General features: G+C 74.1%; 18 protein-coding genes. 6 read left to right on the top strand and 12 right to left on the bottom strand.

All coding sequences use genetic code 11. From position 1 onward, the window contains the following. Positions 1–5: 5 nt before the first annotated feature. Complete coding sequence (locus tag BN1555_RS31985) at positions 6–2,111, top strand: xanthine dehydrogenase family protein molybdopterin-binding subunit (RefSeq protein ID WP_093802650.1); 2,106 nt, start codon at positions 6–8, stop codon at positions 2,109–2,111. Between the two features lie 119 nt (positions 2,112–2,230). Next, positions 2,231–2,407 (top strand): hypothetical protein, encoded by a 177-nt coding sequence (locus tag BN1555_RS39255; protein WP_176710197.1) that lies wholly within the window; start codon positions 2,231–2,233, stop codon positions 2,405–2,407. Between the two features lie 81 nt (positions 2,408–2,488). Here BN1555_RS39255 and BN1555_RS31980 read toward each other — a convergent pair whose 3' ends face one another. The 4 genes from BN1555_RS31980 to BN1555_RS31965 all read right to left on the bottom strand — a co-directional run bounded on the left by BN1555_RS31980 (position 2,489) and on the right by BN1555_RS31965 (position 6,049). After that, positions 2,489–3,637, bottom strand: coding sequence for a family 1 glycosylhydrolase (locus BN1555_RS31980; RefSeq protein WP_093802649.1), 1,149 nt, complete (start codon positions 3,635–3,637; stop codon positions 2,489–2,491). A 105-nt stretch (positions 3,638–3,742) separates the two neighbouring features. Then, the gene (locus BN1555_RS31975) at positions 3,743–4,450 is read right to left on the bottom strand and encodes a B3/B4 domain-containing protein (protein WP_093802648.1); all 708 of its coding nucleotides are present in this window, start codon (positions 4,448–4,450) and stop codon (positions 3,743–3,745) included. Positions 4,451–4,514: 64 nt separating this feature from the next. After that, the gene (locus BN1555_RS31970) at positions 4,515–5,162 is read right to left on the bottom strand and encodes an FMN-binding negative transcriptional regulator (RefSeq protein WP_093802647.1); all 648 of its coding nucleotides are present in this window, start codon (positions 5,160–5,162) and stop codon (positions 4,515–4,517) included. A gap of 50 nt (positions 5,163–5,212) precedes the next feature. Beyond that, a complete protein-coding gene (locus BN1555_RS31965) occupies positions 5,213–6,049 on the bottom strand; it encodes an EamA family transporter (RefSeq protein ID WP_093802646.1) in 837 nt (278 codons plus the stop codon). Positions 6,050–6,167: 118 nt separating this feature from the next. On the opposite strand from BN1555_RS31965, the gene BN1555_RS31960 reads away from it, so the two are divergent. Next, complete coding sequence (locus tag BN1555_RS31960; protein ID WP_093802645.1) at positions 6,168–6,752, top strand: helix-turn-helix domain-containing protein; 585 nt, start codon at positions 6,168–6,170, stop codon at positions 6,750–6,752. Positions 6,753–7,535: 783 nt separating this feature from the next. On the opposite strand, the gene BN1555_RS31955 is transcribed toward BN1555_RS31960, so the two are convergent. Both BN1555_RS31955 and BN1555_RS41720 read right to left on the bottom strand, forming a co-directional pair. Continuing rightward, the gene (locus BN1555_RS31955) at positions 7,536–7,955 is read right to left on the bottom strand and encodes a CBS domain-containing protein (protein WP_093803797.1); all 420 of its coding nucleotides are present in this window, start codon (positions 7,953–7,955) and stop codon (positions 7,536–7,538) included. 19 nt (positions 7,956–7,974) lie between these two features. Continuing rightward, complete coding sequence (locus BN1555_RS41720; RefSeq protein ID WP_369689005.1) at positions 7,975–8,175, bottom strand: DUF2795 domain-containing protein; 201 nt, start codon at positions 8,173–8,175, stop codon at positions 7,975–7,977. 376 nt (positions 8,176–8,551) lie between these two features. Here BN1555_RS41720 and BN1555_RS31945 point away from each other — a divergent pair, with 376 nt between their 5' ends. Both BN1555_RS31945 and BN1555_RS31940 read left to right on the top strand, forming a co-directional pair. Continuing rightward, positions 8,552–8,953 carry a ChaB family protein gene (locus tag BN1555_RS31945; protein WP_093802644.1) on the top strand — a complete coding sequence of 134 codons (402 nt, stop codon included), beginning with the start codon at positions 8,552–8,554 and terminating at the stop codon, positions 8,951–8,953. Positions 8,954–8,985: 32 nt separating this feature from the next. Further along, a complete protein-coding gene (locus BN1555_RS31940) occupies positions 8,986–9,213 on the top strand; it encodes a DUF6480 family protein (RefSeq protein WP_093802643.1) in 228 nt (75 codons plus the stop codon). Positions 9,214–9,238: 25 nt separating this feature from the next. Here BN1555_RS31940 and BN1555_RS31935 read toward each other — a convergent pair whose 3' ends face one another. Then, positions 9,239–10,048 carry an SDR family oxidoreductase gene (locus BN1555_RS31935; RefSeq protein WP_093802642.1) on the bottom strand — a complete coding sequence of 270 codons (810 nt, stop codon included), beginning with the start codon at positions 10,046–10,048 and terminating at the stop codon, positions 9,239–9,241. Positions 10,049–10,111: 63 nt separating this feature from the next. Next, on the bottom strand, positions 10,112–10,858 hold the full coding sequence (locus tag BN1555_RS31930) for an SDR family oxidoreductase (protein WP_093802641.1): 747 nt from the start codon (positions 10,856–10,858) through the stop codon (positions 10,112–10,114). Positions 10,859–11,520: 662 nt separating this feature from the next. Between BN1555_RS31930 and BN1555_RS31925 the strand changes: the two genes are divergently transcribed. After that, positions 11,521–12,789 (top strand): MFS transporter, encoded by a 1,269-nt coding sequence (locus tag BN1555_RS31925; RefSeq protein WP_255306468.1) that lies wholly within the window; start codon positions 11,521–11,523, stop codon positions 12,787–12,789. Between the two features lie 35 nt (positions 12,790–12,824). Here the strand turns inward: BN1555_RS31925 and BN1555_RS31920 are convergent, their stop codons facing one another. The 4 genes from BN1555_RS31920 to BN1555_RS31905 are packed head-to-tail and all read right to left on the bottom strand — an operon-like array spanning position 12,825 to position 16,887. Next, a complete protein-coding gene (locus BN1555_RS31920) occupies positions 12,825–13,712 on the bottom strand; it encodes a glycosyltransferase family 2 protein (protein ID WP_093802638.1) in 888 nt (295 codons plus the stop codon). Continuing rightward, positions 13,709–14,785 carry a glycosyltransferase family 9 protein gene (locus BN1555_RS31915; RefSeq protein ID WP_093802636.1) on the bottom strand — a complete coding sequence of 359 codons (1,077 nt, stop codon included), beginning with the start codon at positions 14,783–14,785 and terminating at the stop codon, positions 13,709–13,711. The genes BN1555_RS31920 and BN1555_RS31915 overlap by 4 nt, the downstream gene beginning before the upstream one ends. A gap of 57 nt (positions 14,786–14,842) precedes the next feature. Continuing rightward, positions 14,843–16,246, bottom strand: a complete 1,404-nt coding sequence (gene rfaE2, locus BN1555_RS31910; protein WP_093802635.1) for a D-glycero-beta-D-manno-heptose 1-phosphate adenylyltransferase — start codon at positions 16,244–16,246, stop codon at positions 14,843–14,845. Then, entirely contained in the window at positions 16,243–16,887 is a 645-nt protein-coding gene (locus BN1555_RS31905) for a D-sedoheptulose-7-phosphate isomerase (RefSeq protein ID WP_093803796.1), read from the bottom strand. The genes rfaE2 and BN1555_RS31905 overlap by 4 nt, the downstream gene beginning before the upstream one ends. Positions 16,888–16,934 lie beyond the last annotated feature (47 nt).

The following is a 16,934-nucleotide window of genomic DNA, read 5'->3' as shown; positions in this document are numbered from 1 at the left end:
CCGTCATGACGCACGCACCGTCCCCCCTGGGCACCCCCGCCGTCCGCCGGGAGGCCCGCGACAAGGTCACCGGCGCCGCCCGCTACGCGGCCGAGCACACCCCGCCCGGGTGCGCCTACGCCTGGCCGGTGCCCGCCACCGTCGCCCGCGGCCGGGTCACCGCCGTGCACGCCGACGAGGCACTGGCCCTGCCCGGAGTGCTCGCCGTCCTCACCCACGAGAACGCGCCCCGCCTCGAAGAACCGGACGACCCCACACTCGCGCTCCTGCAAAACGCCCGCGTCCCGCACCGCGGCTGGTACGTCGCCCTGGTGGTCGCCGACACCCTGGAGAACGCCGGGGCCGCCGCCGACGCGCTGCGGATCGAGTACGCACGCGAGGAGCACGACGTACGGCTGACCGCCCACCACCCGGGCCTCTACACACCGGAGCAGGCGAACGGCGGCCACCCGGCCGTCCGGGAACGCGGCGACTTCGACACGGCGTTCGCCGCCGCGGCGGTGCGGATCGACGCCACCTACACCATGACCGCGCTGCACAACCATCCCATGGAACCGCACGCGGCCACCGCCTGGTGGGACGACGGGCATCTGACCGTGTACGACTCGGCCCAGGGCTCCAGAGCGGTCCAGGACGTTCTCGCCCGGATCTTCGGACAGGACAGGAGCCGGGTCACGGTCGTTTCCGAGCACGTCGGCGGCGGGTTCGGCTCCAAGGGCACCCCCCGCCCCCAGCCGGTGCTGGCCGCCATGGCCGCGCTCCACACCGGGCGCCCCGTCAAGCTGGCACTCCCCCGCCGCCAGCTCGCCGCGGTCGTCGGCCATCGCGCGCCGACCGTGCAGCGCGTCCGGCTGGGCGCCGGCCCCGACGGCGTGATCACCGCGCTCGCCCACGAGGTGATCACGCACACCTCCACGGTCAACGAGTTCGTGGAGCAGGCGGCTGTCCCGGCCCGCACCATGTACACCTCGCCCCACAGCCGCACCGGCCACCGGGTCGCCGAACTGGACGTGCCGACCCCCTCGTGGATGCGCGCTCCGGGCGAGGCGTCCGGGATGTACGCCCTGGAGTCGGCGATGGACGAACTCGCCGTCGCCGCCGGGATGGACCCGGTGGAACTGCGGCTGCGCAACGAACCGGGCACCGAACCCGACAGCGGCAGGCCCTTCAGCAGCCGGCATCTGACCGAGTGCCTGCGGGAGGGGGCCCGGCGCTTCGGCTGGGAGCGGCGCGATCCGCGTACGGGCGTCCGCCGCGAAGGGGACCTGCTGCTGGGCACCGGGGTGGCCGCCAGCACCTACCCCGTCATGGTCAGTCCGTCCTCCGCCACCGCGCACGCCGCCCCCGACGGCACGTACCTGATCCGGGTCAACGCCACCGACATCGGCACCGGGGCCCGCACCGTGCTCGCGCAGATCGCCGCCGACGTGCTGGCCGCGCCCCTGGAATCGGTGCGCGTCGACATCGGCAGCACCGATCTGCCGGCGGCGCCGCTCGCGGGAGGCTCGTCGGGCACCGCGTCGTGGGGCTGGTCCGTGCACAAGGCCTGCACGGCCCTGGCCGAGCGCCTCGGCGATCACTCCGGCGGGCTGCCGGCCGAGGGCGTGAGCGCCGCCGCGGACACCGGGGAGGAAGTGGGGAGGGAATCGCCGTACGCGCAGCACGCGTTCGGCGCCCACTTCGCCGAGGTGCAGGTCGACACCGTGACGGGAGAGATCCGCGTACGCCGCCTCCTGGGCGTCTACGCCGCCGGCCGCATCCTCAATCCCCGTACCGCGCGCTCCCAGTTCATCGGCGGCATGACCATGGGCCTGGGCATGGCGCTGACGGAGGGAAGCACCATGGACGCCGCCTTCGGGGAGTACACGGAGAAGGACCTGGCCTCCTACCACGTGCCCGCCTGCGCGGACGTGCCGGCGATCGAGGCGCACTGGATCGACGAGGACGATCCGCACCTCAACCCGACGGGCGGCAAGGGCATCGGCGAGATCGGTGTGGTCGGCACGGCGGCGGCCGTCGCCAACGCCGTCCACCACGCCGTGGGGACACGGCTGCGGGAGTTGCCCCTGACGCCGGACAAGGTGCTGCCGTATGTGAACCCGGTGAGGTGACCGCCGGCCGGCGGCGCGGCGCCGGCAAGGAATGACCGGTCTGCGGCAGGGAATACGGCGGGTAGCGGCGCAGCCACCGGGATGACGCGTGGTTCGCCGTCCAGTGGTGGGAGAAGAACATGCTGGCATTCGCGGCGGCGGTGGTGTTCGTCATCGCCTTCATCATTCACGCGACCGAGGCGTCGACAGCCGCGGTCTTCGGTCCGACGAGTCTCATGCTCCTCGGGCTCGCCCTCCTCGCCCTGCACGTGGCCGGTGTGGGCTCCGGGTGGTCCGCCCGGGGCGTTCGGCGCTGACAGGGAAGCTGACAGGGAACGGGCCGGTTCACGACCGCCCGGGGCGGGGCCGCGGCCCCGCCCCGGGCGGTTCCCGGTCCGTCAGGCCGCGCGGGCGCCGCGCGTGCGGTGGCCGCGGATGATGCCGGCGTAATGGCGACCGCTGCCCTTGATGGTGCGGCGCTGGGTCCCGTAGTCGACGTGGACGAGGCCGAAGCGCTTGTCGTAGCCGTACGCCCACTCGAAGTTGTCCAGCAGCGACCAGGCGTAGTAGCCGGCCAGCGGCGCGCCCCGCTGCGCGGCGCGGGCACAGGCCGCCAGGTGTTCCCGGAGGTACTGGGCGCGCTCACATTCGTCGATCGTGCCGTCGGCGAGGACCGCGTCGGGGTGGGCGGAGCCGTTCTCGGTCACGCGGACCCGGCGTGCGCCGTACTCCTCGGTGAGGCGCATCAGCAGGGTCTCGATGCCGCCCGCGTCGATCTCCCAGTCCATGCCCGTGCGCGGTACGCCGGGCCGGCGGATCCGGCGCGCGAAGGGGTAGGGGCCGTGCGGGTCGTCGGTCACCACGGCCGGGAAGTAGTGGTTCAGCCCCAGCCAGTCCAGTGGCTGCGCGATGGTGGCGAGGTCGCCGGCGCGCTCGGGGAGGTCCACGCCGTACACCTCGGTCATGTCGGCGGGGAAGCCCCGGCCGTGGACCGGGTCGAGCCACCAGCGGTTGGTGTGGCCGTCCATGCGGCGGGCGGCGGCGAGGGTGCCGGACTGGACGGGCGCCGGGGCGACGCCCCGGTCCTCGTTCTTCATGCCGTGGGCCTTGAACGTGCTGGCGGCGGACTGCCACAGCACCATGGCCGTCTTGCCCCTGGCGAAGTCCTGGAGGGGCTGGATCTGGGCGTACTCGGCGTTGCCCGGGGCGATGATCTTGTTCTTGCCCATGAGGTCGACGTACTGCTTCACGGCCGCGACGTCGGCGTCCGAGGTGAGGTCCGGCTTGCCGGAGGCGTCGAAGAAGTTCCCGCCGTGCTGCCGGCTGAGCGCGAAGACCTGGTGGATGCTGTTGGACAGGTTCGAGCCTTCGGCTCCGAGCGCCCACGTGCCGTCCTTGGACAGCTTCCTGTCCGTCTCGGCCATCTCGTCCCAGGTGGCCGGCGGCTTCTCGACGCCGGCCTCCTGGAACATCTTCTTGTTGCAGTAGAGGGCGTACGACATCGAGTGCAGCGGTACGGCCGCCGGGTCCTGGCCCTCGGCGCCCATGGGGAGAGCGCTCCCCGAGGGGCATGGCCAAGGCGACCGGCACCTGTCAACGGTTCAGGCAGGTACGCCGCGCGTCACCATGGGGTCCGGGGCCGGGGCGAGGGGTCAGACGGTGGCGTCGGGCCGGGCCGGGGTGAGGTGGTGCACGGTGGTCTGTTCGGCGTGCGGGGCGAGCAGCCCCTGCAGTTCGTGCGCGGCGGCCTCGAGCAGGTGTCCGTCGCGGGTGGCGTGCAGGGTCTCCAGGGCGAAGGCGACGCGGGTGGAGTCCTCGGTGACGCGGGTGCGGTGGGCGTCGCGGTGGTTCCAGTGGCGGGTCAGGACACCGGCGGTGTCCGTGTAGACGATCTCGCCGGGCTTGGGGTTCTCCACGGTGCCGGGCTCGCCGAGCGGCGTGAACTCCTCACTGCCGTCGGCGTACCGGATGTCGACGTCGCCGGCGACGTGGTCCAGGTCGAAGGCGCCGGCGGGCAGGCCGTGCCGTACGGAGACGGCGTTGTAGGAGTCGACGGCCGGGTTGATGCGCGGCAGGGCGCCCTTCTTGGCGAGGCGGCGGCCGAGGGCGTCGACGCTGGGGCGGATGCGGCGGGGGTTGGTGCCGAAGGACCGGTAGGCGGTGTGCCATGCCTCGATCCGGGGGTCGGTCTCGTCGGCGGGCCGCCAGGTGCCGTCGGCGAGCTGCTGCTCCAGGTCCCGAAGGGCGGTGGTGGTGCCGGGCCAGGGTTCACGGCCGCGCAGGCCGGTGGCGGTGACCAGGGCGATGAGGGTGTGCGGGAAGGCGTCGGCGACGGCGGGGCTGATGCGGAAGAGGGTCATGGGCGAGGGCTCCGTTCCTTGGTGCGTACGGGTGTGGGCGGGTGTGAACGGGTGTGAACGGGGATCAGGGCTTCCAGGGGCCGATGCGGTCCAGGCGGCGGCGCTGCTGCCGCGCGGTGGGCAGGTCGAGGCCCTCGCCGCGTTCGGTGAGGCGGTCGGCGATGCCGGCACGCTGTTCGACGGGCTTGTGGTCGTCGTACTTGAACTTCGCCCGCACCTCGGTGACTTCGAGGCGCAGGCCGCGGATGCCGGGCAGCATCCGGCCGTAGGGCGGCTGGTCGACCGCGACGGGGGCGTGGCCCCCTTCGGGCTGGAAGTGGGCGAGCTGACGGCGCAGCAGCTCAGCCTTGGCCTCCGGGTCGTCGACGACGTGGGCGCGGCAGGTGAACTGCACGGCCGCGTAGTAGCTGGTGGGGACGCCGTCGGTGGGCGGGGTGCCGGGCTTGGCGCGCCAGGTGCCGGGGATGAAGGCGTAGTCGCCGATGACGGTGAAGGTGACGTTCGGGTCGTGCTCGATCGCCTTCCAGACCGGGTTGGGCCGGGCGAGGTGGATCAGGAGGTGGTTGCCGTCGCCGGTGAAATGGGTGGGAACGGCGACGGGCGCCCGGCCGGGCGGGCCGTTGACGCTGAGCTGCCCGAAGTCGTGGCCTTCGGCGATCCAGGTCTGCCATTCGGCTTCGTCCAGGCTGGTGTCCCAGGGCTGGATGAACATGTCGGTCTCCTTGCGGGGCGGTGGCGTGGTGGGGGCTTGGGGGCCGGCGCTCAGGTGAGGGCGAGGAGGCTGACGGCGACGGCGGCGGTGCCCAGGCCGATGAGCTGGCCGCGGTGGATGCGTTCGGCGAGCACGCTGCGGGCGAGCAGGACCGTGCCGGCCGGGTAGAGGGCGGTGATCACGGCGACGACGGCGAGGTCCCCGCTGCGGGCGGCGAGCAGGAACAGCAGGTTCGCCACCGAGTCCAGCACCCCCGCGGCGGCCGACATCGCGTACGCGGGCTTCTCCGAGCCCAGCTTGCGGTACATCAGTCCGGCCGCGGCCAGGGTGACGGCCGAGGAGACCGCCCGGCCCACGATCAGCGGGGCCACGCCGCTGTCGGAGGGCGTCTGGTGGAGGAAGATCAGCTGGAGGGCGATGGCGGCACCCGCACCGAGGGCCAGCAGCAGCGCGGTACGCGAGGGACGCGCCGTCCCGGAGCCGTGTCCGGCGCTGACCAGCACCACCGCCGCCAGCGCGAGCGGCAGCCCCACGAGCCCGGCGGCGCCCAGGTGCTCGCCCTGCAACAGGCCCACCCCGACCGGCAGCATGGCGGACACCAGCGCGGTCACGGGCGAGAGCACGTTCATCGGGCCGATCGCCAGGGTGCGGTAGAGCAGGGCGAACGCGGCGGCCGAGGCGACCCCGGACGCGGCACCCCAGCCGAGAGCGCCGGCGCTGAACGAGGCGCCGAGGAACGGCCACAGCAGCAGCTCGACCGCGAGAGAGGCCGGCGCGGCGATCATCACGGTGCGCAGCACGTGGGCCTTACGGGCGCCGAGGCCGCCGAGGAAGTCGGCGCACCCGTAGGCGAGTGAGCTGCCCAGGGCCAGAAGCAGAGCGATCACGGTACATCCCTTACTGTTTCAATGGAACGACTAAACCGTACAACGAAACGACCGTCCGGTGTCAACCGAATGACCGCGCGGTGCAGTAAAGTGGCCCATTCACGAGGAGGGTGATCGGATGGCCGAGACCGAGGCGGCCCTGCGGACGCTCGCACGCAACGTCAGGACGGCCCGTACCCGCGCGGGCCTGTCCTTGGACGAACTCAGCCGACGCGCCAAGGTCAGCAAGGGGGCTCTGGTGGGGCTGGAGAGGGCCCAGGGCAACCCCAACTTCGCCACCCTGGTCCGGCTGGCCGACACCCTCGGCGTCTCCGTGTCCGCCCTGATGGAGGGGCGGACCGAGGGCCGCGTCCGCGTCGTGTCCGCCGACACCGTGATGCCGCTGTGGACCGGCGAGCAGGGCGGCGAGGCCCGGCTCATGCTGACGACGTCCGGCCCGGCCCCGACCGAGGTCTGGCGCTGGGAACTCCAGCCGGGCGAGGAGTACCCCAGCCACCCCCACCAGGCCGGTGTCGTGGAAACCGTCAGCGTCACCGCCGGACGGATGACCCTGGTCGTCGACGGCACCGAGCACGCCGTCGAAGCCGGACAGACCGCCACCTTCGACGGCGACGCCCCCCACACCTACCGCGGCGCAGGCGCCGGCACCTGCCGCCTGATCATGACCGTCCACCTGCCGCCCGGCCCCGCCTCCGCCACCTGACCCGCGCCCAGGACATCGGGGCCGGCACGCCCGGGCGGGGCGATCCGGGCGACGCCCTCGTCCAGGTCCAGCAGGCCGTGCCCGCGCTCGCTCGCGGGCAGCGCCCGCGGTTCGTCCACGGCGGCGTCCGGGCAGCGGACCGTCCGTACGCCGCGGCCCGCCCATCGGTCAGGAACTCCACCGACGCCCGTACGCCCGGATCCTCGCCGGGCGGGCGGAGCCGTTTGTCGCGGTCGGTCACGGGCACCTGCCGGAAAGACAGATTCCTTGAATGGATTCCTTCAGATGTGATGGGGTTTTTCTCATGGGCACGCCTCCGAACGATCCGGTCCCGCCCTCCCCGACACCCGCGCCGGGTCCCGGGCCGGCTCCAGGGCCCGTACCCGGACCGGTGCCGTCGCCCGGCGGGCCCGATCCGGTGCCCCCGGCTCCGCCCCGGCCCGAGCCGGACCCGCCGGCCCCGGTCCCGTCCCCGGAGCCGCAGCCTCAGCCGGGCCCGCTGCCGGGGCCGGTGCCGCCCCCGGAGCCCGCCGTCTGAACCCGGTCCCCGCGCACCTGCACCGCGGACGCCCACGGAACCGCAGGCACTCACGGACAGCGGACAAACCAGGGCCCCCGGTGGTGACCGGGGGCCCTGGTTCAGCAACTCCGCTTCGAGGGGGCTTGGAGTTAACGGACCCATTCTGCCTTCGCCGGGCGGATGGTCGCGTCAGCCACATCCCGAAGGGGCGGAGCATCACCCGTTCGGGCCACCGCCCACCACGCCCGGCCGGATGACGGGGGTCACTGATTGGACTTGGCGGCGCTCACGTCGCCGAGGGCCGAATCGGGGTCACGTTCGATCGCCAGGTCGCCCAGGGAGACGATGCCCACCGCGGTGTCGCCTTCGACCACGGGCAGCCTCCGCAGGGAATGTTCCCGCATCAGCCGAATGGCGCGGTCGACTTCGTCGTCGGGTGTGACGGTGACGAGGTCGGGACTGCAGGCCTCCTGCACGGTCGTGTCGCCGGGGTCCTTCCCCTCGGCGAGCACGCGCACCACGAGGTCCCGGTCCGTGACCAGCCCGCGCAACCGGTCCCCCTCGGCGACCAGAACGGCGCCGATGTTCTCCTCGCGCATCCGGTGCGCGACCTCGCTGACCGCGGTGAGCGCACCGACGGTGACCGGGTCGCTCGTCATGATTTCGCGAACTTGCTGAGCCATCGAGCTCTCCCATGCCTCTTCACCCAGTACCGGTACCACGCCCCAGTGCACGGAGGATGTCCTGGGCGTTCTCGTACTGTCCGTCGGCCGGCAGCTCAGCCGCCGCGTCGACGGTCTGGTCCGGCGCGTTGTCCTCCCGCAGCGTCCGCAGCACCTTCTCGCGGTCGGCCGGATAGAGGCCGCGACCCAGATGCCGGGCCATTTCGGTGCGGAGATCCACGTCCTGGGGGTCATTCCCGGTGGGGTCGATCCCCTGGTGGCCGCGTTCGGCGAGCGGTCCGCGTACGGCTGGTCCTCGCCGGACGGCTGGAGTTCGCGCTCCTCCTCCACCCGGGTCGAACGACCGCCCTTCAGCTCACCCCGCATCCGCTTCTTGATCTCGTCGTCCCGCAGCCGTCTCCGCTCGGTGTTGCGTCTCCTTCGGTTGTTCACGTGCCCTTCACACCCCTCCCGGTTCCCGGGTGCCCCCGACAGGAGCGGCATAACCGGAAGCCTTGGTTCCATTACGTCGGGGCCTCGTTGCCGTTACCCCGGGAGGCGGGCGGGCACCCGTTTCTTCCTCACCATTCGTTCGATCCGGAGATGAGGTGAGTCCCGTGCCGGGAGAACAGGAACTCCCGTCGACCCTGGAGCGGTCCTCCGAGGAGGCGCAGCGCACCTGGATCAAGGCGCACGACTCCGCCGTGGAGCAGTACGGCGAAGGAGAGCGGGCGCACCGGGTGGCGTACAGCGCCCTCAAGCACACGCACGAGAAGGTCGGCGACCACTGGGAACGCAAGGAGAACCGGCGCAAGGGCCCGTCCGATCCCAAGGCGGCGCGTCCGCGGCAGCAGGGCGGGCGCAGTGGCGAAGGGGTCGACGAGCAGGCGTCGAAACAGCATCTGTACGACCTGGCCAAGCGGCTCGGCGTCGAGGGGCGCTCGCGGATGAGCAAGCCCGATCTGCTGGAGGCCGTCCGCAAGGCGAACCGCGCGGGGACCCGCGAAGCCCGGTCATAGTTAATTCGTGACTTTTCGGGCACCCGCCCCGCATGAACACACCACACAATCCCGACCCCGAGCCGGACCGGACCACCGGCCTCGAACCGGGCGGCTCGGTGCCTCCCGGCGAAACCCCTCCCGGTGAGGCGAGCACCGGTTCCGAGACCGGCCCGCGCGTCGATCCTCCGCGTGGCTGGGCCATGGGACCGCTGATCGCCATCGGAGTGGTCGTGCTGCTCATCGCGGCCTTCTTCCTGGTGTACGCGGTGCTCATCTAGCCGGGCCGGGCACCCGGGCGGTGTCTCACGGACGGCGCCAGGAGTCGTCGTCGAGGTGGGAGCCCGCCATGGGGCCCATGCGCAGCATTCCGCCGTCGACCGCCCAGGACGCTCCGGTGACGTAGGACGCGTCCGGGCCGGCGAGGAAGGCGATGACGGAGGCGACTTCCCGCGCGTCACCGGGACGCCTCAGCGGAATGCCACGGCGCACCTCGGTCCGTACGTCCCGGTCCTCCTGGCCGGTCATGGGCGTGGCGATCTCGCCGGGAGCGACGGCGTTGACCGTGATGCCGTACTCGGCGAGTTCGAGGGCCATCACCTGCGTCAGCAGGCCGAGACCGCCCTTGGCCGCGCAGTACGGCGCGGCGCCGACGCGGGGCTGGGTCTCGTGGACCGAGGTGACGTTGACGATCCTGCCTCCGTCGCCCTGCCGGATCATGCGGCGCGCGGCGCGCTGGCCGCACAGGAACGGGCCGATCAGGTCGACGTCGACGACCTGGCGGACCGTGGCGAGATCGATTTCGAGGAACGGGGTCGCCGTGCCCGTTCCCGCGTTGTTGACCAGGACGTCGATGCGGCCCAGGTCCTGGGCCAGCTGGTCGATCACATCGGCGGCGTCGGGCAGCCGGGTGAGGTCCATGGCGGCGACGGCCGCGCGGCGGCCGTGGCCGCGCACCTCTTCCGCCGTGGCCTCGGCGCCTTCCCGGTCGCTGTGAAAGGTGATGCCGACGTCCATCCCCTGCGCGGCGAGGCGGACGGCCGTGGCGCGCCCGATACCGGAGTCCGCGCCGGTGACGACGGCGACTGGCGGGTGTGCGTTCCGGGTGCTGGTCATGGAGCTCCTTGTCGTGTTCCGGGCGGACGGTCGGGCGGGGGCAGGGACGGGGGCGAGAACGGGTCAGGGCCAGGACGGCTCCCTGCGCGGTACGACGACCAGCTCGGACACCGCGCTGCCGGCCGGGACCGACAGGGCGTACAGCACCGTGTCGGCCACGATGTCCGGGCTCTGCAGCATGGAGACGTCGGCGTCCGGAAACCGTTCGAGGATGAACGGCGTCTCCATGCCGCCCGCGATGATCCCGGTGACGCCGATACCCGGACAGTCCCGCTGGGCCTCCTTGAACAGGGTGTGGGTGAACGCGCGCAGACCCGACTTGCCCGCCGCGTACGGACCGGCCTCGGTCCAGGTGCGGTTCGCCGCCGTGGAGAGGATGTTGACGATGTGGCCGCCACCGCGCGCGACCATGCGGCGGTAGGTCTCCAGGCACAGGTACACCGGCCCCAGCAGGTTGGTCGTGACGACCCGCGTCACCTCGTCGGCCGTCAGGTGCTCGATGGGCTTGGAGACGTCCACGGCCGCGTTGTTGACCAGGATGTCCACCGGCCGGCCTTCCCCGTCCAGGTCCCTGAAGACCTCCGCGACCGCCTCGGAGTCGCGGACGTCCATCTCCACGAAGCGCGCGTCGCCTCCCCTTTCGCCCAGTTCGTTGCAGAGGTCCCGCGCCAGGTCCTTGCGCAGGTCCGCCACCAGTACGGCCGCCCCGGCCCCGGCCAGCCTCCGGGAGATCGATGCCCCCAGGCCCCGCGCCCCGCCGGTCACCAGTGCCCACTTCCCGTGGAGGTCGACCCGCACTCCGCTGTCCATGCTTCCGCCTTTCCGTCACCCTGCGCCTTCGTCGTGCCGGACGGCGCGGTGTGCGCTCGGCAACCGCTCCGTATCTCACTGTGAGCTCCACGGAGGTCCCCGGCACGCCGGACTACGCCGCCGTACCCGCCCTCCGTGTGTGGCTGCGGTCACGCCACCGGGGTGCGGGCCCACGCCGCTCACCTGCCCCCGACGCCCTGTGAGCAAGCACACCAGCGACACCGGATCCCTGGCGGCACAAGGAATTCCCGCCCCGGGGGCCACCGTTGCGGAACGCTCCCGCCCTCAGCGGCCGGCCCCGTCTGCCACCATGGTCCAGCCGTGCCCCGGAAGGACCTCGCCCCAGGTGGCGGCCGGTCCGCCCGCGCACGGCACAGCACACGACAGATCCGGTGGAGCGGCCGCGCAGAGCAGCCGGTGTCCGAGCTTCCGCCGTTCCTCCACCTGAGCCCCGGCTCGTCTCCGAGTACCTCACTGTGTCTTCTTCTCCCGCCGGCTCCGTGCCCGCCCCTGCCCTTGTCCCTGCCGCCGTCCCCCGGCCCGTCATGACGGCCCCGGTCACGGACCCCGCTTCCGCGCCGCCCGCCGGCCGGCGGCGCTTCGGCCGTACCGCGAAGCCCGGCGGCGACCACTCGCCGTGGCGGTCCCTGAAGTACCGCAGCATGCGCTGGTGGTCCGTCGCGAACTTCGTCTCCAACGCCGGTACCTGGATGCAGCTCACGGTCCAGAACCTGCTGGTGCTCCAGATCACCGGGTCGGCAGCCGCGACGGGGCTGTCCATGTCCGTCCAGGCGGCGCCCGGCCTCCTCATGAGCCTCGCGGGCGGCGCCGTCGTCGACCGGTGGCCCCGCAAGCTGACCGCCGCGGTCAGCCAGGCGCTCCTCGGCGCCGTCGCCTTCCTGACGGCCGTCCTGGTGGCGACGGATCAGCTCGGCCTCGGGGTCCTGATGGCGCTGGCCGCCGTCACCGGTCTCATCGCCACCGTCGACGGACCGGCCTGTTCGCTGCTGGGCAACGACCTCGTCCACGCGGAGGACGTCCCCTCCGCCATCGGCGTGGGTTCGCTCGTGCACAACGCGGGCCGCCTCGCCGGCGCCGCTCTGGCGGGTGTGACGGTGGGCTTCCTCGGCACGGCCGCCGCGTACGCCGCCAACGGTCTGTCCTTCCTCTTCGTCGCCTCGGTCATCCCCTTCCTCCGTCCGGTGCACAAGGTGGTCCGGCGCGCCGGGAGCGGCACGCGGAACGCCGACCGCGCCGACCGCGCCGACCGCGCCGACGACGACATGACCGTGCGCCAGGGCATCGCCTACTTCATGCGCCGCCCCCGGCTCGTCGCGCTCGCCGGCATCACCGGGCTCAGCGCGGTCTTCGGGCGGAACTACGGGCTCACCCTGGCCGTGCTCGTCACGGGTCCGCTGGCCGGCGGCGCCGGAGCGTTCGGCACCGTCTCCACGGTGCTTGCCGTCGGAGGCATCGTCGGAGCGGTTCTCGGGGCCCGGCTGCGCAAGCCCTCCGTACGGCTCGTGGGCACGCTCGCGGCCGCCGGCGCCCTGCTGCAGGCGGTGGCGGGATTCTCGCCGTCGCTCGCCGTGCTGCTGGTGCTCGTCCTGCCCATGGCCGTGGTCGAGTCGGTTTCCGACACCGCCGGGACGACCGTTCTCCAGACCGACCCGCCCGCCCACATGCGGGGCCGCGTCCTCGGCGTCTGGGGCACCGTCCGTACCGTGTGGAGTCTCGCGGGACCGCCGGCGCTCGGCCTGCTGATGGAGCTGGCCGGGGCGCGGGGCGCCCTCGTGGCCGGTGGGCTGATCATCGCCGGTGCGGTGGGGGCGGGCTTCGTGCTCCGCGACCGCCGGTCCGCGCAGCCCGTGGTCCTGCGCACGGAGGAGGGCGTGGCGGCCGCGCAGCCGCGCCTGGGCACCGCCGCCTGAGGACCGGCGCCCAGGGCACCGGGCCCCTCGTCCGCTCAGGGCGATGCCTCCAGGAGCCGGATGCGGCGCTCCACCCTGGCCGGCACCCGGTCCCGGCGGGCCAGCGCCGCGGGCAGCAGCCGGGCGGCTTCGGCCAGCGCGGACCGTGCCTGCGGGTCCATGCGGCTGTCCAGGGCGAGGCGCGCGGACTGCGCCAGGGCCTGCCGCAGGGGCCGTCGCAGCCACGCCGTGAGCAGCGTGTTGCGCCGCATCCGGGCCACCCGGCCGGGCCGGGGCTCCCCTTCCGGATCGTGCCGGGCGACGATGTCGGGGCAGTACGCCACCCCCCAGCCGCACGCCTCCAGGTCGATGGCGAGCAGTTGCTCCTCGCCGCCGACCCCCAGCAGCGGATGGAACCCGCCCGCTTCGAGGAACGCCGCCCGCCGCACGACGGCCGCGCACGCGAGGAATCCGAGTACGGAACGGCCGGGCAGATCGGGTTCCTGCCCCAGCGGTGAGCCGCGCAGCACCTCGTTCAGCGGGTCGGGGCCGGCGTCGCGGCCCACGAGCGTGGCGGCGGACAGCAGGCCCAGCCGGGGATGCGCGTCGAACACGTCCGCGGCCCGGTCGAGGGCGCCCGGCTCCCACCACGAGTCGTCGTCGCTGAACGCAATGTACGGCGTGCCGAGGGCGGCGGCCCCGTACGTACGCCCGGCGGCGGCCAGGTTGCGTCCGGGTGTGAGCAGTTGTACACCGGGGTGCTCGGCGCGCACCGCCTCCGCGGTGCCGTCCGTGGAGCCGTTGTCGACCACCGCGACCGGCGGCCGTTCCGGGAGCCCGGCCAGCAGGTCCAGGGTGCGCAGCAGGCTCGTACGCCGGTTGCGGGTGATCACGACGACGCCGGTGCGCGGGTGGTCCGCCGGCTGGGCCCGGTGCCCGCTCACCGCGACCCCTCCGGGACCAGCGGCCGGTCCGCGCCCGTGCCGCGCTCCGGCTCCGGATCCGGCAGTGCGCGTACCGCGTCGACGACCTCATCGACGGTGATGCGGAGCAGCCGTTCGTCCGGCAGGTGCCCGTGGGCGTCGCCGGGGCGCGGTGAGCCGTCGGCGCCGGGATGCCACAGCACCCGGTGCCGTGCGCGGGCCGGCGGGCCCCACAGGCGCGGGGCGACCGGGCCGAACAGGACGACCGACGGTGTACCGAGCGCCGTCGCCAGATGGGCGAGCCCGGTGTCGCCCACGACCACGCAGCGGGCGTGCGCGACGAGCGCGGCGAGCCGGTCGAACGGCACGTCGCCCGCGCCGCCCAGTACCGCGTCCGGCGCCAGCCCCGCCCCCGCCGCCACGTGGCGGGCCAGTGCCCCCTCCCCCGCGCCCGCGGTGACCACGACCTCGTGGCCCGCGCGGCGCAGCGCGCCCGCCACGGCCGCGAACCTCTCCCCGGGCCAGCGGCGGGCCGCCGCGTCCGCGCCGGGGTGCACCACGACCGCGCCCGGCGCCGGGGAGGGGACCGCGGGCGGCGGGATCCGCAGGTCCTCGGGGTCCGCCGCGACGCCGTACCAGCCGACCAGCCGGCACCACCGGTCCCGCTCGTGTTCGTCGGCCCGCCACTGGGGGCCGGGGATGCCGGGCATGCCGGGGTGGGCGTACGCGAAGAGCCGCCCGGGGTTCAGCCGCTGGAGCAGCAGACGGCTCGGCGGGCCGTTGCCGTGCAGGTCCACGGCCAGGTCGGGCGCCGGTCCGTCCCAGGCCAGCTCGGCGGGTACCGCGCGCCCGGGGGCGCACGCGGGCAGCAACCGGTCCACCAGTCCGGTCGCGCCCGCCGCGGCGGCCAGCCGCCCGGGCGCCGCCAGCACCAGTTCGTGTCCGGGCAGTTCGCGCCGCAGCGCCCGCAGGGCGGGCACCGCGGTCAGCAGGTCGCCCAGCCCGAGGGCCCGCAGCACCAGCACCCGCGGCCCGGGCTCCGTACCGGTCCCGCGGCCGCGGGCGGCGGGCCGTTTTCCCTTCTCACCACTCATCTCCGGGGACGCCTCTCCTCGTTCGCGGTTCACGTCTCTTCGGACGGCTGCGCAGCGTCAGGGCGACGACGGCCGCAGCCGTACGGCGGCCTGCGCCGCCCGGTGGGCCAGCTCCGTGGTGGAACGGCCGACGAGGTAAGGGAGCACGACCGCCTGGCCGCCCCACGCGCGCAGGACCTCCGCCTCGGGAAGGTCCTCGACCGAGTAGTCGCCGCCCTTCACCCAGACGTCGGGCCGCAGTCTGCTGAGCAGCGCCGCCGGCGTGTCCTCCTCGAAGACCGCGACGGCGTCGACGCTGCCGAGCGCCGCGAGGACGCGGAGCCGGTCCGCCACCGGGTTGAGCGGGCGCCCCGGGCCCTTGCGGCGGGCGAGCGACGCGTCGGAGTTGACGCACACGATGAGGCAGTCGCCGATACGCCGGGCGCTCTCCAGCAGTCCGACGTGGCCGGCGTGCAGCAGGTCGAAGCAGCCGCCGGTCGCGACCACCGTGCCGCCGCGCGCCCTGATCCCCTCGGCAAGGGCGAACGGGTCCGTCTCGGGGGCCTCCCCCTCGGGGCCGGACGCCGGCTCCGTCCGCCACAGCTCCGGGTTGCCCGCACCGCCGGCGCCCACGAACGCGGCGGCCTCGGCGACGGCCCGCTGCACGGCCTCCTCCGGCAGGGCGCCGTCCGCCAGCGCCGCCGCCGTCGCGGCCGCGAAGCAGTCGCCCGCGCCGCACGGGTCGCCCTGGGCGCGGTACGGTGCCGGGACGAGCATCGGCGTACCGGCGCCCGGGCGGGTCAGCAGGACGCCGCGTTCCCCGAGCGTCACGGCGACGGCCGCCACCCGCCAGCGCTCCGCCAGGTCGGCTCCGCGCCGGGCGTACGCGCGCAGGGAGTCGCCGCCGGCGGGGCTGAGGGCGCAGGCCTCCGCCCCGTTCGGGGTGACGATCCTGGCTCCCGGCACCGGGTCCTCGCCCTTGAGGTGGGGGTCCCACACCAGGGGGGTGCGGCGGGCCACGGCCGCCAGGTGCGGCCGCACGGCGCTCGCCGTGTGCCGTCCGTAGTCGGCGACGAGCACGGCGTGGGCCTGCGCCAGCGCCTCGCGCACCGCCTCGTCCGGCTCGCCGGGCGTGCCGCCGCCGCGGTCGATCCGCACCAGCGGACGGCCGCCGGCCAGTACCCGCGTCTTCACCGGCAGGGTGCCGTCCAGCGGGATCTCCACCAGCCGGACCCGGCCCCGCAGGGCGCGGCGTACGGCTTCGCTGGCCGGGTCGTCGCCGAGCGCGGTCACCAGGGTCACGTCGCGTCCGCACCGGGCCGCCAGCGCGGCGGCCAGTCCGGCGCCGCCGGGACGGCTCTGGTCACCGGTGACGTCGACGACGGGGGCCGGTGCGTCCGGGGCCAGCCGGGTGGAGACGCCTTCGATGTCCTCGTCCAGCAGGACGTCTCCGACGACCACCAGCGGCTTGCGCGCGCTCATGACATCCTCCGACGGGCCGCGACGGGCCGGGTCCCCGTCCCCGTCCTGGCAGGAGCCGGCGCCCCGCCCGCCGCGTCGAAGCACGCGCACAGCAGGTGCACGGCGACGAGGTGGGCCTCCTGCACGGTCGCCGTGGTGGCGGCGTCGACGCACAGCGCCTCGTCGGCCGCCTCGGCCAGCGGGTTGGGCCCCGGGCCCGTCAGCGCCCATACGCGCAGTCCGGCCGCCCGGCCCGTCACCGCCGCCGTGATGAGGTTGGCGCTGCGGCCGGAGGTGGACAGGAGGACGAGGACGTCTCCGGGGCGGCCGTGGGCGGACACCTGCCGGGCGTACACCTGGTCGAACCCGTAGTCGTTGCCGATGGCGGTCACGCTGGAGGTCTCCGCGTGCAGGGCGATGGCCGAGTAGGCGGGCCGCTCCTGGCGGTACCGGCCCACCAGCTCCGCGGTCAGGTGCTGGGCCTGGGCGGCGCTGCCGCCGTTGCCCGCGGCCAGCAGGCGGCCGCCGACGGGGAGTACGGCGGCGAGCTCGCCTCCCCATGCGGCGAGCCGGTCGAGGCCCTGCCGGCGGAGCCGGCCGAGCGCGTCCTGCAGCGACTGGCAGTGCCGGTGCGCGGCGTCGAGTACCTGGGATTCGTTCATGCTGGTCGGGCGTACCGCGTCCGGGGACGACGGCCGGACCCGCACCT

The sequence above is a fragment of the Streptomyces sp. Wb2n-11 genome (assembly GCF_001049855.1).
GTDB classification, from domain to species: Bacteria; Actinomycetota; Actinomycetes; order Streptomycetales; family Streptomycetaceae; genus Streptomyces; species Streptomyces altiplanensis.
This window is presented reverse-complemented; position numbering and strand designations above follow the sequence as displayed.